Source organism: Micromonospora sp. SD12, assembly GCF_052068495.1.
Taxonomy (GTDB): domain Bacteria; phylum Actinomycetota; class Actinomycetes; order Mycobacteriales; family Micromonosporaceae; genus Micromonospora; species Micromonospora echinofusca.
In genome coordinates this window covers 80,233-102,040 of sequence record NZ_JBQHDF010000011.1, presented here as the reverse complement: position 1 = coordinate 102,040, position 21,808 = coordinate 80,233, and the positions used below count along the sequence as shown (strand labels likewise).

Annotated in this window: 19 protein-coding genes, 1 tRNA gene and 1 pseudogene; 9 read left to right on the top strand and 12 right to left on the bottom strand. The window is 73.8% G+C overall.

What is annotated here, in order from left to right:
• Positions 1-15 precede the first annotated feature (15 nt).
• The gene (locus tag ACTMS2_RS20800; protein WP_441176892.1) at positions 16-1,179 is read left to right on the top strand and encodes an acyl-CoA dehydrogenase family protein; all 1,164 of its coding nucleotides are present in this window, start codon (positions 16-18) and stop codon (positions 1,177-1,179) included.
• 111 nt (positions 1,180-1,290) lie between these two features.
• Here ACTMS2_RS20800 and ACTMS2_RS20795 read toward each other — a convergent pair whose 3' ends face one another.
• A complete protein-coding gene (locus tag ACTMS2_RS20795) occupies positions 1,291-3,096 on the bottom strand; it encodes an alpha/beta hydrolase (protein WP_441176891.1) in 1,806 nt (601 codons plus the stop codon).
• A 174-nt stretch (positions 3,097-3,270) separates the two neighbouring features.
• Complete coding sequence (locus ACTMS2_RS20790; RefSeq protein WP_441176890.1) at positions 3,271-3,771, bottom strand: hypothetical protein; 501 nt, start codon at positions 3,769-3,771, stop codon at positions 3,271-3,273.
• A 101-nt stretch (positions 3,772-3,872) separates the two neighbouring features.
• Here ACTMS2_RS20790 and ACTMS2_RS20785 point away from each other — a divergent pair, with 101 nt between their 5' ends.
• Entirely contained in the window at positions 3,873-4,220 is a 348-nt protein-coding gene (locus ACTMS2_RS20785) for a hypothetical protein (protein WP_441176889.1), read from the top strand.
• On the opposite strand, the gene ACTMS2_RS20780 is transcribed toward ACTMS2_RS20785, so the two are convergent.
• On the bottom strand, positions 4,197-5,717 hold the full coding sequence (locus ACTMS2_RS20780) for a serine/threonine-protein kinase (protein ID WP_441176888.1): 1,521 nt from the start codon (positions 5,715-5,717) through the stop codon (positions 4,197-4,199). The two genes, ACTMS2_RS20785 and ACTMS2_RS20780, sit on opposite strands and share 24 nt — an antisense overlap.
• A gap of 31 nt (positions 5,718-5,748) precedes the next feature.
• Positions 5,749-6,219 (bottom strand): hypothetical protein, encoded by a 471-nt coding sequence (locus ACTMS2_RS20775; RefSeq protein WP_441176887.1) that lies wholly within the window; start codon positions 6,217-6,219, stop codon positions 5,749-5,751.
• Positions 6,220-6,541: 322 nt separating this feature from the next.
• Here ACTMS2_RS20775 and ACTMS2_RS20770 point away from each other — a divergent pair, with 322 nt between their 5' ends.
• Complete coding sequence (locus ACTMS2_RS20770) at positions 6,542-7,492, top strand: TerC family protein (RefSeq protein ID WP_089003048.1); 951 nt, start codon at positions 6,542-6,544, stop codon at positions 7,490-7,492.
• Positions 7,493-7,540: 48 nt separating this feature from the next.
• On the opposite strand, the gene ACTMS2_RS20765 is transcribed toward ACTMS2_RS20770, so the two are convergent.
• From ACTMS2_RS20765 to ACTMS2_RS20745, 5 genes are all read right to left on the bottom strand, one after another.
• On the bottom strand, positions 7,541-11,122 hold the full coding sequence (locus ACTMS2_RS20765) for an adenylate/guanylate cyclase domain-containing protein (protein ID WP_441176886.1): 3,582 nt from the start codon (positions 11,120-11,122) through the stop codon (positions 7,541-7,543).
• Positions 11,119-11,946 (bottom strand): MBL fold metallo-hydrolase, encoded by an 828-nt coding sequence (locus ACTMS2_RS20760; protein ID WP_441176885.1) that lies wholly within the window; start codon positions 11,944-11,946, stop codon positions 11,119-11,121. The genes ACTMS2_RS20765 and ACTMS2_RS20760 overlap by 4 nt, the downstream gene beginning before the upstream one ends.
• Positions 11,947-12,068: 122 nt before the next feature.
• Positions 12,069-12,530 carry a RidA family protein gene (locus tag ACTMS2_RS20755; protein WP_357722523.1) on the bottom strand — a complete coding sequence of 154 codons (462 nt, stop codon included), beginning with the start codon at positions 12,528-12,530 and terminating at the stop codon, positions 12,069-12,071.
• On the bottom strand, positions 12,527-12,682 hold the full coding sequence (locus ACTMS2_RS20750) for a DUF4177 domain-containing protein (protein ID WP_012184767.1): 156 nt from the start codon (positions 12,680-12,682) through the stop codon (positions 12,527-12,529). The genes ACTMS2_RS20755 and ACTMS2_RS20750 overlap by 4 nt, the downstream gene beginning before the upstream one ends.
• Positions 12,683-12,728: 46 nt before the next feature.
• A complete protein-coding gene (locus ACTMS2_RS20745; RefSeq protein ID WP_441176884.1) occupies positions 12,729-13,208 on the bottom strand; it encodes a hypothetical protein in 480 nt (159 codons plus the stop codon).
• A 308-nt stretch (positions 13,209-13,516) separates the two neighbouring features.
• Between ACTMS2_RS20745 and ACTMS2_RS20740 the strand changes: the two genes are divergently transcribed.
• Genes ACTMS2_RS20740 through ACTMS2_RS20730 form a run of 3 tightly spaced genes read left to right on the top strand, consistent with a single transcriptional unit; the run spans position 13,517 to position 16,427 of the window.
• Complete coding sequence (locus ACTMS2_RS20740) at positions 13,517-14,218, top strand: Rv0361 family membrane protein (protein WP_441176883.1); 702 nt, start codon at positions 13,517-13,519, stop codon at positions 14,216-14,218.
• 26 nt (positions 14,219-14,244) lie between these two features.
• Positions 14,245-15,222 carry an ArsA family ATPase gene (locus tag ACTMS2_RS20735; protein WP_441176882.1) on the top strand — a complete coding sequence of 326 codons (978 nt, stop codon included), beginning with the start codon at positions 14,245-14,247 and terminating at the stop codon, positions 15,220-15,222.
• Between the two features lie 53 nt (positions 15,223-15,275).
• The gene (locus ACTMS2_RS20730) at positions 15,276-16,427 is read left to right on the top strand and encodes an ArsA family ATPase (protein ID WP_441176881.1); all 1,152 of its coding nucleotides are present in this window, start codon (positions 15,276-15,278) and stop codon (positions 16,425-16,427) included.
• 6 nt (positions 16,428-16,433) lie between these two features.
• On the opposite strand, the gene ACTMS2_RS20725 is transcribed toward ACTMS2_RS20730, so the two are convergent.
• Positions 16,434-16,754 carry a WhiB family transcriptional regulator gene (locus tag ACTMS2_RS20725; protein WP_089003040.1) on the bottom strand — a complete coding sequence of 107 codons (321 nt, stop codon included), beginning with the start codon at positions 16,752-16,754 and terminating at the stop codon, positions 16,434-16,436.
• A 405-nt stretch (positions 16,755-17,159) separates the two neighbouring features.
• Here ACTMS2_RS20725 and ACTMS2_RS20720 point away from each other — a divergent pair, with 405 nt between their 5' ends.
• Positions 17,160-19,595, top strand: a complete 2,436-nt coding sequence (locus tag ACTMS2_RS20720; RefSeq protein WP_441176880.1) for a penicillin-binding protein — start codon at positions 17,160-17,162, stop codon at positions 19,593-19,595.
• A gap of 81 nt (positions 19,596-19,676) precedes the next feature.
• On the opposite strand, the gene ACTMS2_RS20715 is transcribed toward ACTMS2_RS20720, so the two are convergent.
• Positions 19,677-20,132: a GatB/YqeY domain-containing protein gene (locus ACTMS2_RS20715; protein ID WP_441176879.1), complete on the bottom strand. Its 456-nt coding sequence runs from the start codon at positions 20,130-20,132 to the stop codon at positions 19,677-19,679.
• 25 nt (positions 20,133-20,157) lie between these two features.
• On the opposite strand from ACTMS2_RS20715, the gene ACTMS2_RS20710 reads away from it, so the two are divergent.
• Positions 20,158-21,051 carry a metallophosphoesterase gene (locus tag ACTMS2_RS20710; protein ID WP_441176878.1) on the top strand — a complete coding sequence of 298 codons (894 nt, stop codon included), beginning with the start codon at positions 20,158-20,160 and terminating at the stop codon, positions 21,049-21,051.
• Positions 21,052-21,239: 188 nt separating this feature from the next.
• A tRNA-Pro gene (locus tag ACTMS2_RS20705) sits at positions 21,240-21,313 on the top strand.
• Between the two features lie 78 nt (positions 21,314-21,391).
• Here the strand turns inward: ACTMS2_RS20705 and ACTMS2_RS20700 are convergent.
• Positions 21,392-21,538: pseudogene (locus ACTMS2_RS20700) on the bottom strand (site-specific integrase); the annotation flags it as partial.
• Positions 21,539-21,808: the final 270 nt, after the last annotated feature.

Here is a 21,808-nt window from a genome sequence, read left to right as displayed (position 1 = left end):
CCTGGAGGCCCCCCGATGAACTTCGACCTCACCCCCGAGCAGGACCAGCTCCGCGACGCCGTCCGCGCCCTCGGCCGCCGGTACGGCCACGACTACTTCGTCGCCAAGGCCAGGGCCGGCGAGCACACCACCGAGCTGTGGGACGACGCCGGTCGGCTGGGCTACCTCGGGGTCAACATCCCCACCGAGTACGGCGGTGGCGGGGGCGGGATCACCGAGCTGGCCATCGTCTGCGAGGAGCTGGCGGCGGCCGGTTGCCCGCTGCTGCTGCTGGTGGTCTCCCCCGCCATCGCGGCCACGGTGATCGCCCGGCACGGCACCGAGGAGCAGCGCAAGCGCTTCCTGCCGGGCTTCGCCGACGGCTCGCTGAAGGTGGTCTTCGCGATCACCGAGCCGGAGGCCGGCTCCAACTTCCACCGGCTCGGCACGGTGGCCCGCCGCGACGGCGACGACTGGCTGCTCTCCGGCCGCAAGTGCTACATCTCGGGCGTCGACGAGGCCTCGTATGTGCTGGTGGTGGCGAGGACCGAGGATGCGGTCTCCGGCAAGCTGAAGCCGGCGCTGTTCGTGGTGCCGACCGACGCGCCGGGGCTGACCCGCTCCAAGCTGGACATGGAGATCGTGTCCCCGGAGAACCAGTTCCTGCTCTACCTCGACGACGTGCGCGTGCCCGCCGACGCACTGGTCGGCGAGTCGCTGGACGCCGGCCTGCCGGCGCTCTTCGCCGGGCTCAACCCGGAGCGGATCACGGTCGCCGCGATGGGCGCCGGCACCGGCCGGTACGCCATCGAGCGGGCCAGCGAGTACACGGCCACCCGCAAGGTCTGGGGCGGCCGGAGCATCGGCTCGCACCAGGGCGTGGCCCATCCGCTCGCGCACGCCGCCGTGCAGGTCGAACTGGCCCGCCTGATGATCCACAAGGCGGCCACCCTCTACGACGCGGGCCGCGACCTGGAGGCCGGGGTGTCCGGCAACATGGCCAAGTACGCCGCCGGGGAGGCCGCGGCGCTGGCCGTCGACACGGCCGTCCAGGTGCTCGGCGGGGCCGGCATGACCACCGAGTACGGCGTCGCCACGCTCCTCGGCGCGGTGCGCGCCGGCCGGATCGCCCCGGTCAGCCGCGAGATGATCCTCAACTTCGTCGCCCAGCACGTCCTCGGCCAGGACAAGTCCTACTGACCCGCCGACTGAGGGCCGGCGGCACCTCGCGGGCCTCCAGCGGGCCCCTTGTGGGATGCAGGGCGGGCCGGGGTGCGGCGGGCGCCCGATCGCCCGCCGCACCCCGGGTCCTCAGCGGACGGTCAGCGTGCCGACCGCCGGCAGCGGCGCCACCACCGGCGGAAGCCGCTTCGGCTCGCCCCGCCCGGGGGCACCCTCGGCGGCCAGCGCGCCCTTCGACGCCTCCGCGCGGCGGGTCGCCTCCGGCGCCGCCGGCAGCTCCGCGAACGGCTGGACGTCGCCCACACAGACCTTGCCGTTGGCCGGCAGCGCCCCGCGCAGCAGGTACGCGTCGACGGCGCCGGTCACGCAGGCCGACGTCCCGTACGCGGTGTGCCCCCAGCTGTCGCTGCTGAGCAGGCGGCTGTTCGGCAGCAGTCGGGCCGAGCTGACCGCGCCCCGGTAGTTGGTCGCCGGGTCCCAGTAGTTGCCCACCACCAGCACGGGCGCGGCGGTCCGCCGGTTGAACGGCCCGGTGTAGGCGTCCTCGTCCCGCACGGTCCAGGTCTTGCGGGCGCACGGCGAGGTGGCCCACGTCCAGAGCCGGCCGAAGTACGGGTCGCGCCTGTCGGCCTTCGCGGCGAGCGCCGGGAACGAGCCGGCGTCCTTCGGGTGATACGCGTCGGTGCAGTCCACGCCGAGGAAGGTCTCCAACCCGTTGTTGTACGGGAAGTCGTACCGGCGGGCCTGCTCGCGGGCCTTGGCGGCCTGCCGGGTCACGTCGGCCGTCGCCGGGCGGCGGGCGGCCGGGGACGACGCCGGGTCGGTGAGCACCAGCAGGGCGGCGGTGAGGTCGACGACCTCGGCGTAGCCCGCCGGGCCGTAGAGCGCGCCCAGGCTGGCGGCGACGAAGTCGGCGTACGTGATGGTGAGCGGGCCGAGGTCGGGGTCCTCGATCACCACCGGCTTGGCCCGCAGCCGCTTCGCGACCAGGTCGAACGACGCGACGGGGTCGCCCTCGGCCAGCGCACACGCCTGCGCGCCGGCCTTGTCGCAGCGCACCAGGATCTCCCGCAGCGCCTTGTACGCGCCCTGCGCGCTGCGCATCCGCTCCTCCTGGGACAGGCTGCGCGCCCTGCCCTGACCGACCCACTCGTTCGGGTTCAGCACGCCGTCGATCGCCAGGGCGCGGACCCGGTCCGGGAACATGTTGGCGTAGTACTGGCCGAGGATGCTGCCGTAGCTGAAGCCGAGGAAGGTGAGCTTCCGGTCGCCCACGGCGCGGCGCAGCACGTCCATGTCCCGGGCGACCTCGGCGGTCGACATCGCGCCGGTGAGCGGCCGGCCCGTGGTGGAACAGCCCTTGCCGACGGCCTTCGAGGAGGCGACGTACGCCTTCTCCTCAGCCTTCGTCCACGGGAACGCGACGTTCAGCCCGGCGTACGCCCGGGTCTGCTCCTTTACGGAGGGGAAGCACCTGACCTGCTGGCTGGCGGCGACGCCGCGCGGGTCGACGCCGACGACGTCGAAGCGGTCGAGCACCTCGTCACCGAGGAAGTACGGCGCGGCGAGCGCGATTTCGCCGCCGGAGCCGCCGGGGCCGCCCGGGTTGACGAAGAGGCTGCCGATCTTCCGCTGCTGGTCGCGTGCCTTGACCCGCAGCACGGCGACCTCCGTCGTGGGACCGTTCGGCTGGTCGTAGTCGCGGGGCAGCCGGACGGTGGCGCACTCGGCGTACTCGTAGCAGGCGTACCAGTCCAGTGTGGGCGTGGGCACCCGGTCGACCCGGCGGGCCTCCTGCGGGCTGGTCCGGTCGGAGGTGACGGGACGGTCCCCGCCGGCGGGGGACGGTGCGGCGGCGGCGGGTGCGACCGCGGCGCCGGCGAGGAGGATGCCGGCGATCCCCGCGGCGGCGATGGACCGGTTTCGTCGTGGCATGTGGACGCCTTCCGGTGGGCGAACAGGACGGTCGAGCCGTGGCTCGACCTCCGTCACTCTAGGGAGCGGGCGACAGGGCCGCAGGCCGGCGAGTGGCTATATATCCGACAATCCGGCAAGACGATGTAACGAATAATTCACCGTTGACGCTTTATGCCCTCCGCGCGCCCCGGGTCACCCCACCCCGGCCATCCACGGCGGCGCCGGCGTCCCGCCGCCCGGCGCGTACTCGGCTGCCACCCGCCAGCCGTCGGGCCCGTCGCGCACCAGCAGGAAGCCGACGACGTCGCTGTGCGGGGCGCCCAGCCCGTAGACCTCGTCGCGCTCGACGAAGCCCATCCGGAGGGCGCAGACCGCCGCCGGGTCGCGCCTGGCGTTCTTGCACAGGCCGAGGTAGCGGACCCCCGGGACGGCCGACAGGTGCGCGGCGATCGCCTCGTCCGGGTTGGCGTACCCGCCGCGACCGGCGGCCGGCGAGGCGGGGCCCGCGGACGGTGGCGTGGCGGACGGCGAGAGGGCGGACGGCGAGGGGGCGGACAGCGAGGGGGCGGCGGGCGAGGGGGCGCCGCTCGCGGAGGGCGGCGCGGTCGCCGGCTCCGGCGTCCCGTCCGCTCCGCACGCGGCCAGCGCACCCGACACCAGCACGGTGGCGACGATCCGGAGGACGCGGGTCACCGGCACTCCTCTCCCACGGGCGACGATCTTCGAACGAAGATCATCGCATCCGGTGCCGGCGACCCGGTTGACAGCGGGCTCCGCTCGGACATCCTGGACGGGTGGGAATTCCGAGGCCCGACGCGCGGGCGAAGGCGGTCGTCGCGGCGCTGGTGGCGGCCTCGCTGCTGGTGACGCTGATCGTGTGGGGCCGGCAGGATCTCGTCGGGGTGGCCCTGGCGCTGCTCTGCGTCCTCTCGACGATGATCGCGGCCGTCTCCGTGGCGGCGGCCCGGCAGGAGGACGAGGCGGAACCGGGCGCCACGCCGGCTGGCCCGGGGCAGCCGGCCGGAGGGCTCTACGGCGTCGACGCCGACACGCTGGAGTCGCTCGACCACCGGGAGACCGTCCGCGCCCTGCGGGAGCGCCACCGGGGGCGCGGCGGCTCAGCGGCCCGTGAGGGTGGGTGAGGCGAGCGCGTCGAGCCCGCGCCCGGCCAGGCAGCGGTACGTCCGGTCGGTGTCCGCCCCGGCCGGGGGCAGCACCGCCAGGTTCCAGCCGTCGGCGATCCTGATCCCGCTGGTGAGCCGGAAGGTGGTCTCGTTGCAGACCCGGCGCACCCCCGCGTCGGCGCTGACCTCGTCGTGGTCGGCACCGACCAGGGTGTCGGGGAGTTCACCCTCGGCGTAGCTCTCCCAGGTGTGCTGGCCGTCGCAGGGCACCCGCGTCGCCCGGGCCCGGGCACCACGAACCACCATCGGGCCGAAGCACTCCAGCTCGTCGGCGCAGCCCGCCCCGGCGGGCAGCCCGGCCTTCAGGGCGCAGGCGGGCAGCACCGCGCTCGTCGCCGCCACGCTCGTCGCCGCCACGTCGGCGGTCGGCGCCGGGCCCGGAGCGGACACCGCGCCGCCCAGCCACGCGCCGGCGCCGGCGGAGGCGGCCAGCGCCACCATCCCGGCACCGCCGAGGAACCAGCGCCGCCGACGCCGACGACCGACCGTGGGCACCGTGGGGTGCAGGTCCTCCACCGGCGGTCGCGGGGCGGGCCGGGAGACGTGGTCGGCGACGTACGGGCCGACGGGACCGGGTCCGCCGCCGACCGGTCCGGGCACGCCCGTGCCGCCCACCGGGGAGCCGGCCGGGCCGAGTTGCAGGCCGGCCAGCAGGTCGCGCAGCTCGACGGCCGAGGGACGCTCGCCGGGGTCGTTGGACATCCCCGCCCGGAGCACGTCGATCATCTCGGGCGGCACACCGGGCAGGCCGGGGACCGGCTGGTGGAACATCTCCAACACCGTGATCAGGCTCGGGTTGCGCTCGGACTGCCAGCGCGGCGGCCGGCCGTGCATGACCGCGTAGAGGGTGGCGCAGAGGGCGTAGACGTCGACGGCGGGCGACGGCGGGCTGTGGTTGAACATCTCCGGCGGCGCGTAGGCCGGGGTGAGCACCTCCAGGGCGACCGAGGCGTCACGCATCTCGGCCACGACCGCCAGCCCGAAGTCGGCCAGCACCGCCGAGTTGAAGTGCGAGTGGAGGATGTTCGCCGGCTTGACGTCGCGGTGCAGCACCCCGGCGGCGTGCGAGTGGGCGATCGCGTCGGCGATCTTGACGCCGAGGTCGCGCGCCTCGGCCGGCCCGAGCGGCGAGGTCCGCATCCGCTCGGCGTACGAGCCGTCGCAGAGTTCCATGATCAGGTAGGGGTGCTGGTCGACCGTGACCCCCACGTCGAAGAGGTCGACCACGTGCGGGTGCGACGACATCCGCCCGGCGGCCCGCGCCTCGCGCAGGAAGCGCGCCTGGTCGTGCTCGCTGTCGAGCGTGCGGTTCTCCACTTTGACCGCGACCTCGCGCCCCACCGAGATCTGGGTCGCTTTGTAGATCGTCGCGTAGCCTCCTCGGGCAAACACGCGCAGATCGGTCAGACCGGGCACGATGGGCACCGGCAGGGCACCGGGCGAGGTCTCGGTCACAGCTCTGAAAATACCCAATCGGACCGGCGGCTCAGTGAGCCGCATCGGCGGACGGCACGGCACCGACGGCGGAATCACGCCTGGCACCCACCGCCCCGGGGCCCGCGCGACGGCCGTCCCACCAGAGCCCGACGGCGGTCGCCGCCGCGCCGAGGCCCTCCCAGAGCGCCACCCCGAAGAACCGCCCGGGGGCGACGTCGGCCAGCACCGCGATGCTGAACACCGTGAACGTGACCAGCCGGAACAGCACCGTGAAGCGGAAGAACGGGCGCCACTCGGTGGCGGTGGCGAGCAGGTAGTAGACCCCCATGTTGAACGAGGCCATCGAGGAGGCCGTCAGGAAGGTGCCGGTGTGGTCGCCCGCGGCGCGCGTCGCCGGCACCTCGAGGCCGAGCAGGCGCAGCAGCGCCTCGGGCCAGAGCAGCCCGACCGCTCCCATGAGCAGGGCCAGCACGCCGAAGACCGCGATCGTCCATCCGGCGGCCGAACGCGGCAACCTCATGACGGCCCTCCCCAGACCCGACGCGGTCGCACGCCCGACCGCCCCTCGGACCTGACACGCTATCGGCCACCCCCGACACACCGCATCCCCAGAAACGCCAGACTTCGGGGGTCGGACCGCGCGGCGGGGCACTAGACAGACGAACCATATTTCGTGAATAATGAAACGTAGTTCGAGGGGGAGTACCCGCCACCGGACGCGCCGGCCGTCAGTACGGACCCACCCGGGTCCCGGTCGCGCGGACCGCCGCACCGGGCGGTCCGGGGAGACCTTCGGCCAGCACGCCGGCGCCCCGGCGCCGGCCCGGTCAAAGGGAGCCCCGATGTCCGTACCCTGGTGGGCCTGGCTGGCCCTCACCGCCGCGATCGCCGCCATGCTGGCGGTCGACCTGCTGCTGCACCGCGACGACCACGTCATCGGCCTGCGCGAGGCGGCCACGTGGTCGGCGATCTGGATCGCCGCCGGCCTCGCCTTCGGCGTCCTGCTCTGGCTGTGGCAGGGCGACGAGGCCGCCGGTGCCTACTTCGCGGGCTACCTCATCGAGAAGGCCCTGTCGGTCGACAACGTCTTCGTGTTCGCCCTGGTCTTCAGCTACTTCGCGGTACCGGCCGCCTACCAGCACAAGGTGCTGTTCTGGGGGGTCGTCGGCGCGCTGCTGTTCCGTTTCGTCTTCATCCTCCTCGGCGCGGGACTGCTCGAGACGTTCTTCTGGACCGCGTACGTCTTCGGCGCCTTCCTGGTCTGGACCGGCTGGAAGATGGCCTTCCGGCACGACGCCGAGACGCAGCCCGACCGGAACCTCGTCGTCCGCCTCGTCCGCCGGATCGTCCCCACCGACGCCCGCTACCACGGGAGCAGGTTCTTCACCCGCATCGACGGCCGGCGTACGGCGACGCTGCTGTTCATCGTCCTCGTCGCCGTCGAGGCCACCGACCTGATCTTCGCCATCGACTCCGTGGCCGCGATCCTCGCGATCACCACCAGCACGTTCATCGTCTGGACCGCCAACGCCTTCGCCGTCCTCGGCCTGCGCAGCCTCTACTTCTGCCTCGCCGGGCTGCTGCGCCGCTTCGTGCACCTGCACTACGGGCTGGCGTTCCTGCTGGCCTTCGCCGGCGTCAAGCTCGTCCTCTCCGAGACCCCGGTGGGCAAGCTGCCCATCCCGCTGACCCTCGGCGTCATCGTCGCCACCCTCGCCGTCTCCATCGGCTGGAGCCTCGTCGCGACCCGCGGCACGGCCGGCACCGGCTCCCGTACCCCTACCGGCACCTGAGCGCCGACGACCGCCGACCCCTGCCCCGCCCGACCTCGCCGCCCACGCCTAGGGGGTGGCGAGGCGGGCGCGCAGGGCGTCGGCGGCGCGGCGCTCGCTGCGCTGCTCGGTCGCGTACGCCAAGCGGACCGCCTCCTCGGCGCAGGCCAGCGCCTCCTCGTGCCGGCCGCAGGCCGCGAGCGCCTCGGCGAGCACGCTCGCGGCGACCACCTGGCTGCGCACGTCCTCCGACGGGACGGTGACGGCCCGCCGCGCCCAGTCCAACGCCTGCTCGCACTGGCCGTGGGCGAGCAGCGCGGACGCGTACCGGGCCATGGTCTGGCGGCGGGAGAAGAGCAGCGAGGGCACGGTGGCGGCGGCGGTGGCCACCGGGGCGAGCAGCCCGACGGCGGTCGCGGAGTCGCCGGCGGCCAACCGGGCGGTGGCCAGCAGCACCCGGGGCCCCACCTGCGCGGGCGCCTGCGGGTTGTGCGGCTCCACGGCGGTCAGCACCGACCGGGCGTCCCGCTCGGCCGTCTCGCAGTCGCCCAGGTCCAGCGCCACGAACCCGCGCAGCGTGCCGGCCATCCCCGTGAGCAGCGGGTGCGACGTGCGCTCCGCGTACGACAGCGCGTCGGTGAGCAGGTCGGCGGCGTGCCCCGGCTCGCCCAGCCCGCGCGCCACGACCCCCCGGACGACCAGCGCGAACCCGCGCCCCCAGTCGTCGGAGGCGGCGGCGAACTCCCGGTACGCGCGGCGGGCCCCCCGGTCCGCCTCGGCCAGCTCGCCCAGCTCGGCGGTGGCGAACGCCTCGACCGCGCGCAGCGTGCCCACCGCCCACGACTCGCCGACCCGCTCGCCGAACGGCAGGAAGACCTGCGCCATCCGGCACGCCTCGCGCAGCCGGCCGGCGAGCAGCCGCGCGAAGGCGGTGGTGCCGCGCAGCCAGGCCCGCCCGTACGGGTCCTTCAGCTCGGCGAAGAGCCGGGCGGCCCGGCCGAGCACCGCGTCGGTGCCGGCGAAGTCGCCCCGGGTGGTGGTCACCCAGGCCAGGTTCTGCAACGACCACGCCTGCCCCCGGCGGTCCTGCGCCTGGAGGCTGACCTGGTACGACGCGGCGAGCCGGCTGCTGGCCTGCCCCAGCCGCCCGGCGATGAAGTCGGCCATGCCGAGGCGGCGCATCGCCGAGGCGCGCAGCGTCGGCAGCCCGCCGGCCGTGGCCACCTGCAACGCCTCCTGCCAGCAGGCCACCGCGCGCGCCTGGTCGCCCATGGTCTGGTGGGCCTGCCCGGCGAGCAGCAGCGCACTGGTCCGGACGGCGGACTCGTCGCCGGCGTTCGCGGCGATCTTCTCGGCGAAGGCGAGGGCGTCGGCGGGGCGACCGACCTGGAGCAGCGCCCGCGCGTGCACCACCCGGTCCGCCGCCGGCACCCCGTCGCGGGCCAGCTCGGCGGCGCGTTCGGCGTACTCCACGGCCAGCGCGGGCTCGCCCGCCTGCAACGACCGGCGGGCGGCCCCGCCGAGCGCGGCGACGCCCAGGCCGACGACGGCCCGTGCCGGCGCGTCCGGCCGCAGCCCGACCGCGTCGGCCAGCGTGGCGGCCCGTTCGACGTGCTGGGCCACGAAGACGTCCCGGGCGGCCTCGGTGAAGCCACCCGGCGCGCCCGCCCCCGCCAGCGGATCCGCCGCGGCCCAGCGGGCCAGCGCCGCGTGCCGCTCGGCCAGTTCGGCCTTGCTCACCCCGGCGTACGCGGCCTCCCGCATCAGCGGGGTCGCGAAGGCGTAGCCGGTGCGGGTGCGGTGCAGCATCCGGCGTTGCAGCAGCTCCTCCACGGCCCGTTCCAGCTCGACGGCGACCACCGCCGCCGGCCGGCCGTCGCGGCCGGCCCGCTGCTCGCGCAGCGCCTCCAGCGCGCCGTCCGGCACCGTGTCGCCGACGACCGCCGCGTCCCGCAGCACGGAGCGGGCCTCCGCCGGCAGCGCGTCGATGCGCGCGGCGAGCACCGCGGCCAGGTCGCGGGAGAGCAGGCGGCTGCCGAGCGAGCCGGGCACGAGCCGCCAGCTGCCCGGACTCGGGGAGTTGCGCTCGGCGACGGCGGTCAGCGCGCCCCGCTCCATCAGCAGCGTGACCAGCTCGGCCAGGTAGAACGGGTTGCCCTGGGCGGTGGCGAGCAGCCGGTCGGCGTCGGCCTGCGGCAGCCTGCCGCCGCCGAGGTAGGTGGTGAGCAGCCGGGCCGCGTCGGCACCGCGCAGCGGCGGCAGCGCGTGCACCTCGGCGTCCGCGACCCGGGTCAGCGCCCCGGCGGTACGCACCAGCTCGGGCCGGCCGAGCAGCAGGACCAGCACCGGGCCGGTGAGCCGGGACAGGGTGACCCCGAGCGCCCGGATGGTCTCGGCGGTGGCGTCGTGCAGGTCGTCCACGACGACCACCAGGGGCGCCTCCCCGGCGAGCGCGGTGAGCAGGTCCGCGACCGCGTTCGGCACGGCGTCGGCGTCGGCGGGCTGGGCGGTGCCCCACTCGCCCTGGTCGGCCGCGCCACCGGGCAGTTCGGCGTACCCGAGCAGGGCCAGCAGCTGGTCGGTGGTGATCGCGGCCGGCTCGCCGGAGCGGCTGAGTCGCTGGCCGAGCCGGCGCAGGCGCTCCTCCACGGCCGGGCGGGTGAGCGCGGTGGCGGGGTCGCCGGGCAGGCCGACCGCCGCCCGGACCAGGTCGGCCAGGGGCGCGAGCCGGCGCCGCTCGCCGAACGCGGCGCAGCGTACCGACAGCACTCGGGCGCCGGTGTGCGCGGCGTACCGGCCGGCGCCGACGTCGTAGCCGGCGGCGAGGCGTTCCACCTCGGCGGCGAAGCGGGACTTGCCGATCCCGGCCTCGGCGGTCATCAGCAGCACCCGGGGCTCGGCGCGGTCGATCACCTCGGCCAGCCGGCCGGCGACCCGCCCGATCTCGGTCTCCCGGCCCACGAAGGGGGCCTCGTCGCCGAGGCCGGACCGGGTGCCCGGGGCGTCCAGCAGGCCCAGCAGCTCGTACGCCTCGACCGGCTCGCGCTTGCCCTTGAGCCGCAGCGGGCGCAGCGCCCGCCAGGAGGCGACGTGCCGGGTGGCGGCGGAGGTGCGCGCCCCCGCGTAGACCGCGCCGACGGCGGCGGCGTCGGCCAGCCGGGCGGCGGTGTTCACGGTGTCGCCGATGACCGTGTACTCGATCGCGGCCTGGATGCCGGCGATCACGTCGCCGGTGTTCAGCCCGACCCGCAGGCCGAGCGGCGCGCCGCCGCCGCGCTCGTCGTCGAGCACCCGGCGGACGGCCCGCTGCATCGACAGCGCGGCGCGTACGGCCCGCTCGGCGTCGTCCTCGTGCGCGACCGGCGCGCCGAAGACCGCCATGATCCCGTCGCCGGTGAGCTTGTCGACGTGCCCGCCGAACGTCTTCACCGCGCCGGCCAGGGCGGCGAGCACCCGGTCGGTGACCGCGCCGACGCGTTCCGGGTCGAGGTCCTCCGACCAGGAGGTGAAGTCGGACAGGTCGCCGAAGAGCACCGTCACCACGCGGCGTTCGGCCGCGGGCAGCGTCGCGGCGGCCGGCAGCGCGGCGCCGCAGTTGTGGCAGAACCGCGCGCCGGGCACGGCGACGGTTCCGCACACCGGGCAGGTCACGCTTGCTCCAACCCCGCGGTGCCTCCGCCGGATTCCCGGCCCAGGTATTCCAGCTGGGCCCGTACGGACCACTCGGCGGCCCACCACAGCGACCGGTCGACGTCGGCGTAGACCGTCGCGACCACCTCCGCGGCGGTGCCGGCGCCCCCGGCGACCGCCGCCCGGACCTGGTCGAGCCGGGCCCGGCGGTGGGCGAGGTAGAAGTCCGCGGCGGCGCCGCAGTCGGCCAGCGCCGGGCCGTGCCCCGGCAGCGCCGTGATCCCCCGGTACGCGGAGAGCAGCTCCAGGCTGGCCAGGTAGTCGCCGAGGTGCCCGTCCGGGTGGGCGACCACGGTGGTGCCCCGGCCGAGGATCGTGTCGCCGGTCAGCACCGCCCGCTCGTCGCCGTGCCCGACCAGGAAGCAGACCGAGTCGCCGGTGTGCCCGGGGGTCGGCACGAGTCGGACGCTCAGCCCGTGGTCGCCGAGTTCCTCCCCCGGCCCGGCCAGCGGCTCCCCGGCGATGGTGTGCGTCGGGTCGGCGGCGCGTACGGGCACCCCGTCGAGCAGGTCGTGCAGGCGGCGCGAGCCGTCGGTGTGGTCGGGGTGGCCGTGGGTGATCAGCACCAGGCCGATCGGCCCCAGCGCGGCGATCGCCGCCAGGTGCCCCTCGTCGGCCGGGCCCGGGTCGACGACGACGGCGTGCTCCTGGCCGGGGGCGCGCAGCACCCAGGTGTTGGTGCCGTCGAGCGTCATCGGCCCCGGGTTCGGGGCACGCAGCAGCGTCACCCAGTCCGGCAGTTCGCCGGCGAGCGCCGCCGCCGGCGCGGTGAAGTGCCCGGTCATGGCTGCGATCGTACGGCCCCGCTGGCCGCTCCCCGCGATCTTGCAGATCCGGCCCTCGATACGTACCGCTTCACGGCTTTTGCCAGGCGCGGAGTGCCAGATCGCGGGGGAGGCGGCGCGGGTCAGGAGACCTCGACGACGACCTCGACCTCGACGGGGGCGTCCAGGGGCAGCTCGGCGACGCCGACGGCGCTGCGCGCGTGCCGGCCGGCCTCACCGAAGACCGCGCCGAACAGGTCGGACGCGCCGTTGATCACGCCCGGGATGGCGGTGAAGCCGGAGGCGGCGGCGACGAAGCCGGTCACCTTGACGACCTTCACGACGTTCTCCAGGCCGACCAGCGAGTCGATCGCGGCCAGCGCGTTGAGCGCGCACCGCTGGGCCAGGTCCTTGGCCTGCTCGGCGGAGACGCCGGCGCCGACCTTGCCGGTGGCGAGCAGCTTCCCCTCGACCATCGGCAGCTGCCCGGAGACGTAGACGTGCTGCCCGGACTGGACGGCCGGCACGTAGCTGGCCACCGGCGGGACCACCTCGGGCAGCGTGTGCCCGAGCTCGGCGAGCTTCGCGTGCGGACCGTTGCTCATGCCTTCGCCCGCTTCAGGTACGCGACGAGCTGCTCCGGGTTGGGACCGGGAACCACGGAGACGAGTTCCCACCCGTCCTCGCCCCAGTTGTCGAGGATCTGCTTGGTCGCGTGGACCAGCAGCGGGACCGTGGCGTATTCCCACTTCTGCATCGGTGGAGGGCTCCCTCTGATGGAGTTCGACTTCTCGACGCACAGCCTACGGTCCGGCGGACGGGCCGGGCGCGGGACGCTGCTCCGGGGCCGCCGGCACCTCCCCGCAGGGGCCGCCGTGCTCGTACGCCTGGGGGCAGCGGGAGCGGTCCGGCAGCAGCAGGTCGCAGAAGACGCGGTGCCGGTTGTTCTGGTCGTCCGTGCTCGACACGGTGGTCTCGCCGGCGTCCAGTTCGACCAGGAAGCTCAGCGAGGTGGCGACGGTCCCGGCCAGCGCCGTGGCCGCCCTCAGGTCGGCGACCCGGATCGGCAGGTGGATGACGAACCCGGGCTCCTCCTCGTCCCGGCCCCCGGGGCCCGGCCGGCCGGGGACGCGCACCACCTCGACGGGTTCGGCCAGCCGCCGGTACGACCGCTCGTTGATGGGCAGGCCGACGCCGCCCTCGGCGTCGCCCGAGGAGGCGGGCCGCCGCGCCCGGTCGCCCGCCGGGAACTGGCCTCGGGGGATGTTGTCCACGTCGCGCATGCCTTGCCTCCGGGCGTTGTACCTGGTCACGTCATCACTTCGGGCCCGGACGCTGCGCCTGGCCCGCCCCCGCGCCGCTGAGAACGTAGGTCCGGGGCGACAGTCCCGCCAACCGGACGCGCACACCCGGTCACCCAAAGTCACATATGCGACACAGCGTCGGTAAGGAAACTGACGGCACCCACGACCCCCCGGCGCGACGAACCGACCGCTACCCTTCCGGTCGGACGGGCGCTCGCCGGCTCGCCGCCAGCTCGATCACGCACGTCGCCCGGTCAGGCGACGACGTCGCAACCCCGGGGGATGAGATGACCCAACCACCCAGCGGTGGCCCCGTCGGACCGGCCGACCAGCCGGACCCCCCGGCGACCCCCGACGCCACGGGGACGCCCGGCCCGGCCGCCGCCCCCGCCGTCCCGCCCGGCAGCCCCGCCGCTGCTCCGCCCGGCCCCGCCGTCCCGCCCGGCAGCCCCGCCGCCGTTCCGCCCGGCCCCGCCGTCGCCCGGGACCCGGCGTTCCCTCCGGCCCCGCCCGGGTACCCGCCCCACCAGCCGCCCGCCGCGCCGAAGAAGAAGCGCGGCGCGCTCATCGCCTCCATCGCCCTGGCCGTGATCCTGCTGCTCTGCGCCGGCGGCGGCGTCGTGGCGTTCCTGACGCTGCGCGACGCCGAGAGCGGCGAGGGGGCGAAGGAGCCGGCGGTCGCGGTGGACGAGTTCCTCAAGGCCGTCTACCAGGAGCGTGACGCCGACCGGGCGGCCGGGCTGGTCTGCTCCTCCTCGCGCGACGAGAAGAAGATCGCGGCCAAGGTGGCCGAGGTCGAGAAGCACGTCTCGGCCCACCAGAACCCCCGGTTCCGGTGGAGCACCCCGCAGGTGGACAACCAGACCGGTGACCGGGCCACGGTCACCACCAAGGTCACCATGACCACCGCCGACGAGAAGGTGGCCGACCAGGACCTGCGGTTCACCGTGGTGAAGAAGACGGGTTGGTGGGTCTGCGAGGTCGCCTGAGCCGGCGGCCTGGATAGGCTCGACGGGTGCGAGCAGCAGAGTCGCCGGCCGACCCGGCCGGCACCCAGTGGCCGGCCCGCCTCCATGTCGTGACCGGCAAGGGCGGCACCGGCAAGACCAGCGTCGCGGCGGCGCTGGCCCTGGCGCTGGCCGCCGGCGGCCGGCGCACGCTGCTGGTCGAGGTCGAGGGGCGGCAGGGCATCGCCCAGCTCTTCGGCACCGACCCGCTGCCGTACGAGGAGCGGCACCTGACCGACGCGCCGGGCGGCGGGGAGGTGCGGGCCCTGGCGGTCGACGCCGAGGAGGCCCTGCTGGAGTACCTCGACATGTTCTACAAGCTCGGCGCGGCCGGCCGGGCACTGCGCAAGCTCGGGGCGATCGACTTCGCCACCACCATCGCCCCCGGCCTGCGGGACGTCCTGCTCACCGGCAAGGTGAAGGAGGCCACCACCCGCACCGCCGGCCAGCGGCGCGCGTACGACGCCGTGGTGCTGGACGCGCCCCCCACCGGGCGGATCGGCCGGTTCCTCAACGTCACCGCCGAGACGGCCCGGCTGGCCAAGGTGGGCCCGATCAAGACCCAGAGCGAGGGGGTCGCCGCCCTGCTGCGCTCCCCGATCACCGCCGTGCACGTCGTCACCCTGCTGGAGGAGATGCCGGTCCAGGAGACGGTCGACGCGATCGCCGAGCTGACCCAGCTCGGCTTCCCGGTGGGTCGGGTGATCGTCAACGGGGCCCGGCCGCCGCTGCCCGCCGGGCGGGTGGTGGCCGCCGCCGAACTTGAACGGGGGCTGCGCGCCGCCGGGCTGCCGACCGACCGGGAGACCGTCGCCGGGCTGGCCGCCGAGGCGCGCGACCAGGCCGTCCGCCGCGAGTTGGAGGAGACGCTCCGGGCCGACCTGGTGGAGCTGGGGCTGCCGATGACGGAGCTGCCCCTGCTGCCCGACGGGGTGGACCGGGCCGGCCTGGACCGGCTCGCCGCGGCCCTCGTCGGGGCCGATTGACTCACACCTGCCAGCGGCACGGCGCAAGGACCGACCCGGCCCGATACGCTCGATTGGTGCCTTCCGAAGACGCGGCGCCGCAGCTGGACGTCGACCAGATCCTCGCCGATCCGGGCGTCCGGATCGTGGTGTGCTGCGGGGCGGGCGGGGTGGGGAAGACGACCACGGCCGCCGCGCTCGCGCTGCGCGCCGCCGAGCGGCACGGCCGGCGTACGGTGGTGCTCACCATCGACCCGGCCCGCCGGCTGGCCCAGTCGCTCGGGCTGACCGAGCTGGACAACACCCCCCGCCAGGTCAAGGGCATCGACGTCGAGGCCAGCGGCGGCGAGCTGCACGCCATGATGCTCGACATGAAGCGCACGTTCGACGACGTGGTGCTCCAGCACACCGATCGGGCGAAGGCGGAAGAGATCTTCGCCAACCCCTTCTACCAGGCCATGAGCTCGACCTTCGCCGGCACGCAGGAATACATGGCGATGGAGAAGCTGGGCCAGTTGCACGCCCGGGGCGAGTGGGACCTGATCGTGGTGGACACCCCGCCGTCCCGCTCGGCGCTGGACTTCCTGGACGCCCCGGCCCGGCTGTCCCGCTTCCTCGACGGGCGGATGCTGCGGTTGCTGCTGGCCCCGGCGCGTACCGGCGGGCGGAGCATGTTCAGCCTGGTCACGGCCTCGTTCGGGATGTTCTCCAAGGTCGTGCAGAAGGTGCTCGGGGCCCAGTTGCTGACCGACCTGTCCGGCTTCGTCGCCGCGTTGGACTCGATGTTCGGCGGCTTCCGTCAGCGCGCCGAGCAGACGTACCGCATCCTCCAGGCCCGGGAGACGGCGTTCCTGCTGGTCGCGGCGCCTGAGCCGGACGCGGTCCGGGAGGCGGCCTACTTCGCGGGCCGGCTGCGCGAGGAGAAGATGCCGCTGGCGGGCCTGGTGCTCAACCGGGTGCACCGCTCGGCGGTGCCGGCGCTCGACGCGGCCGAGAGCCTGGCCGCCGCGGAGCGGCTGGCCGGCCTCGGCGGGCACGAGGGCACCGTCGACGTGCTGCGGGCCCACGCCGCGCTGGCCCAGCAGGCGGTACGCGAGCGACAGGTGGCGACCCGGTTCACCGAGGCGTTCCCGGCGGTGCCGGCGGTGTCGGTGACGGCGCAGCCCGCCGACGTGCACGACGTCGACGGGCTGCGGACGATCGGCGCGGCGATCAGCCGGCCGTGACGGCGCTCAGCCGGCGGTGGTGACGAGGATCTTGTCCTTGCCGGCCTTGTCCTTGGCGTTCTTCTTCATCGCGGCCTCGAACATCTTGCGCCAGCTCGCCACCTGGGGGTGACGGCGCAACAGCGCGCGGCGTTCGCGTTCGGTCATGCCGCCCCACACGCCGAACTCGATCCGGTTGTCCAGCGCGTCGGCCAGGCACTCGTACCGAACTGGGCAGCTCCGGCAGATCCGCTTCGCCACGTTCTGTTCGGCGCCCTGTACGAACAACGCGTCCGGGTCCCCGTTCTGACACGCCGCCAGCGACGGCCAGTCAGTGATCATGCCCATCTGTACACGTCCCCCCTTGCAGTACCTACCGACCCCGTCGCGGACCAGCCGGCAATTCCCCCCGATCGCCCGGCCTGCCTTCCCCAAGGCGGCACGGACGACATGTGGCGCTGTCGCCGCCACCATCATGCTCTGTAGTCGACTGATTACGCAACGTTGTCGGCGAAATCCATCATTCCGGACACTCCCGGCTTCCCGGGCTTCGCGACCGCCGGTTACCCCGTCGGAGTCCGTGAAAACGCTGCGGGCCCCTCCCGGAAGGAGAGAGACTCGGCGCCGGATCCACGCAACCACGCACCGGGGGTCGTGCGTTTAGCACAACGAGGTCGGCGCGCGCAGGAAATGGGGAAAGAACGCCCCGGCGCCCCTCGTTCCCTACTCGCGTACCCTGTCGAGGTGACCTGGATGCGGAAACGTGACCACAATGTGCTGACCAACGCCGCATCGCTACTCATCTGTGGCCTGTTGGCCGGCGTGGTGGTCGCGGCGGCGGCCTTCCCCGCGGTGGCGATGTCCGGGCTTGCCGCGAAGGCCGGCGCCGAGACCTTCGGCGCACTACCCAAGGAGCTGACCGTGGCCCGCGCGCCACAGATCAGCTACCTGCTCGCCTCCGACGGCAAGACCCCGCTGGCGACCATGTACGACGAGAACCGTCGCGACGTGAAGCTGGCCGACATCGCGCCCATCATGCAGAAGGCGATCGTCGCCGCCGAGGACCACGACTTCTACAAGCACAACGGCGTGGACCTCAACGGCATCGCCCGGGCCTTCGTCAACAACCAGTCCAACGCGTCCAGCCAGCAGGGCGCCTCGACGCTGACCATGCAGTACGTCCGGCTCGCCATCGCCTACTCGGCGAGCCACCCGGCGGACGTCGTCGCGGCCACCGAGGACACCAGCGCCCGCAAGCTGCGCGAGATGCGCTACGCCATCCAGATCGACAAGGAGCTCTCCAAGGACGAGATCCTGGAGCGCTACCTCAACATCGCCGCGTTCGGCAACGGCGCGTACGGCATCTACGCCGCCAGCCAGGTCTACTTCAACAAGCCGCCGAGCAAGTTGAAGATCGAGGAAGCGGCCATGCTCGCCGGCATGGTGAAGGCGCCGAGCACCAACGACCCGACCACCAAGAGCGGCTACAAGGCGGCGGTCGACCGGCGCGACTACGTCATCGAGAACATGGTCGAGACCGGCGCCATCACCCGCCAGGAGGCGGACGCGGCGAAGGCCGTCCAGCTCAAGGTCACCGGCAAGCGGGCCCCCAACGGCTGCGTCTCGACCAACGAGAAGGGCTGGGGCTTCTTCTGCGACTACTTCTACCGCTGGTGGATGGGGCAGGAGACGTTCGGCTCGACCTCGTACGACCGGGAGCGGCGGCTCAAGAGCGGCGGCTACACCATCATCACCACGCTTGACCCGCAGGCCCAGCGGGGCGCCGACAAGGCAGTCCGCAAGGCCAAGTCGGAGAAGAGCAAGGAAGCCGCCATGGTCGCGGTGGTGGAGCCGGGCACCGGCCGGGTACGGGCGCTGGCGGTGAACCGCAACTTCAAGCTCGACGACCCGAAGAAGCCGGCCAACAAGCCGCACAGCGACCCCAAGCAGCGCAAGAAGAAGAAGCTCGGCAACTACCCGAACACCGTGAACCCGCTGCTCACCGGCGGCGACGGCCTGACGGGCTACCAGGCCGGCTCGACCTTCAAGATCTTCACGATCGTGGCGGCGCTGGAGAAGGGCATCCCGCTCGGCTACACGATCAACGCCCCGCAGCAGTTCCGCTCGGAATACCGGATCCAGCCCGGGCCCGCAGCCTGCCCCGGCACCAACCTGTACTGCCCGACCAACTCCGGCAAGAAGGCCGGTGGCGTGCAGAACATGTGGAGTGCCTTCGCCCAGTCGATCAACACGTACTTCGTGCCGCTCCAGCAGCAGGTCGGCGCCGAGAACGTGGTCGACGTGGCCAAGCGGCTCGGCATCCAGTTCCGCACCACGGAGGACCGCCGGCTGAGCGGCACCAAGGAGGCCGCGCACGACTGGGGTGCCTTCACCCTGGGCGTCTCGCAGACCACCCCGATGGAGCTGGCCAACGCCTACGCCACCCTCGCGGCGGACGGCAAGTACTGCGAGCCCATCCCGGTGCAGGAGATCAAGGACCCGGAGGGCAAGAAGCTCGACATCGCCAACCCGCGCTGCGAGAAGCGGGTCAGCACCGAGGTGGCCCGCGCCGCCGTCGACGCCGCCCGCTGCCCGGTCGGTGACAACTCCTCCACCAGCCGGTGCGGCGGCAGCCGTACGGCCGCCGAGGTCAAGCAGGCCGTCGACGCGCCGGTGGCCGGCAAGTCCGGCACCACCGACTCGGAGAAGACCGCCTCGCTCGTCGCGATGACCAAGCAGTACGCGGTGGCGGGCATCATGGCCGACCCGGACTGGCCGCAGACCAACGTCAAGATGAAGCACAAGCAGAAGGACGGCATCAACCCGCCGGTCTACGAGACGCTGCGCGACGCCATGAAGGGCAAGAAGCGGATCAACTTCGAGCCCCCGGGCCAGAAGATCCGTGAGGGCGACCAGCGCCGCATCCCCGACGTCAAGTGCCTGGACCCGCAGCAGGCGAAGTCCCGGATCGAGGCGGAGGGCTTCGACGCGATCATCTCCGACATCAAGGTCCCGTCGAGCTGCCCCGCCGGCAAGGCTGCCGGCACCAGCCCCGACGGCCGCACCATCAAGGGCGGCGTGGTGACCATCCAGATCAGCTCCGGCGGCGGTACCACCCCGGGCACGACGCCCGGCAACGGCGGGCCGCCGAACAACCCCGGCCGTCCGCCGGGCCGCCCCGGCGGCTGAGCCGGCCGCACGAACGCCACGGGCGGGCACCCTTCGCGGGGTGCCCGCCCGTTTCGCGTACGCGGGTCGGTGCGGCCGGAGTCAGAGGCCGAGCTGTCGGCGTACCTCGGCGGCGACCCGACCGCCCTCGGCCCGGCCGGCCACCGCCGCCTGGGCCGCCTTCATGGCCGGGCCCATCTGCGCCTTGCCGGTGAAGCCGCCTGCGGCGAGCGCCCCCGCGACCAGCTCGGTCAGCTCGGCGTCGGGGAGCTGCTTCGGCAGGTAACGCTCCAGCACCTCGCCCTCGGCGGTCTCCTTCGCGGCCTGCTCGGTGCGGCCGGCGTCACCGAAGGCGGTGGCGGCCTCCCGGCGCTTCTTCGCCTCCTTGGTCAGCACCGCGAGCACCTCGTCGTCGGTGAGCTCGCGCTTGGCCTTGCCGGCGACCTCGGCGGTGCCGACGGCGGCGAGCGCCATCCGCAGCGTGGAGGTGGTCAGCTCGTCGCGCGCCTTCAGGGCGGCGCGCATGTCGGCGGTCAGACGGTCCTTCAGCGTGCTCATGGTCGGTGAAACTACCCTGAACGCCATGCGAAAGCGCACACTATTCCGGCTCGCGACCGGGACCGCCGCCCTCGGCGCGGCGACCCTGGCGTACGCGTCACTCGTCGAGCGCAACATGTTCACCCTGCGGCGGTACGACGTGCCGGTGCTGCCGGCCGACGCGGAGCCCCTGCGGATCCTGCACCTGTCGGACCTGCACATGATGCCCGACCAGGGGCGCAAGCAGCGCTGGGTGGCGTCGCTGGCCGCCCTCGACCCCGACCTGGTCGTGGTCACCGGGGACAACATGGCGCACCCCGGCGCCGTGTCCGGCGTGCTGCGCGCCCTCCAGCCGCTGCTCGACTACCCGGGGGCCTTCGTCTTCGGCTCGAACGACTACACCGGGCCGGTCTGGAAGAACCCGTTCACCTACTTCCTGCCCGACCGGGAGTACACCGAGGGCGTCGAGTTGCCGCACGAGGAGCTGCGTGAGGTCTTCGTCGGCGCCGGCTGGACGGACCTGAACAACGCCCGCACCACCGTTAAGGCCGGCGGCCGGGTCGTCGAGCTGCTCGGGGTGGACGACCCGCACGTCGAGCGGGACGACTACGACTCCGTGGCCGGGCCGGTGTCGCCGACCGCCGACCTGTCGATCGCGCTCACCCACTCCCCCGAGCCGGCCGTCCTCGACCGGATGGCCGCCGACGGCTTCGGGCTGATGCTCGCCGGGCACACCCACGGCGGCCAGGTCTGCGTACCGGGGGTCGGCGCGCTGGTCACCAACTGCGGCCTGCCCCGCTCCATGGCACGCGGCCTGCACCGCTGGCCCGGCTCCGACGCGTGGCTGCACGTCTCCGCCGGCCTCGGTACGCACCCGACCGCGCCGATCCGGTTCGCCTGCCCGCCGGAGGCGAGCGTGCTCACCCTGATCCCGCGCTGACCCACGCCGCCAGCACCGGACCTGCGCCGCGTGCTAGCGGCGGCGGGCTGGCCGGGCGCCGCTGGCTGGTGGGTGGGCGGACCGCCTGTCGAGCTGCCCCGTCCATGCGACCGGCCGGGGCAGTCGGACCGACGGGGGTACCGAGTTTGACCGCCGGGCGGGGTGGGCTACTATTTGTCGGCACGCCTCGGGGTGTGGCGCAGCTTGGTAGCGCGCTTCGTTCGGGACGAAGAGGTCGTCGGTTCGAATCCGGCCACCCCGACCGAGGTCAGGGGCCACTCTCCATCGATGAGAGTGGCCCCTGATGCATTCGTACAGCAGTCGAGTACAGCAGCAGCGGTCACCGCAGGCTCTCCCCCAGGCGCTTGAGGGCGTCGCGGGAGGCGTCCGAGGACGCCTGCGAGTAAATCTCCATCGTCACCGACACCTCTGCGCGCCGGAGCACCTGCATGATGACGCGCGGGTGCACGTCCAGGTCGACGAGCATGGGTGGAGTGCCTGGTCGTCGGCATTCTGGCGGGTTGCCGCAGGCAAACCCATCCGTCGAAGCGCGCAAATTCGGGCGATCATGGACGGCAGGAAGGCCGTGCTGGGCCGCTCAGTGGATTCCGGAGGCCGGCACAGCGGCCGTGTGATCGAGGAGCCGGCGGGACGTGACCCGCATCAGCGGCAGGAAGGCCCTCGGCAAATCCGAGGTCGAGACCAGCGATTCGGCCAGAGAACCGCACTGATGTGCTCGACGAAGACCACGGTAGCA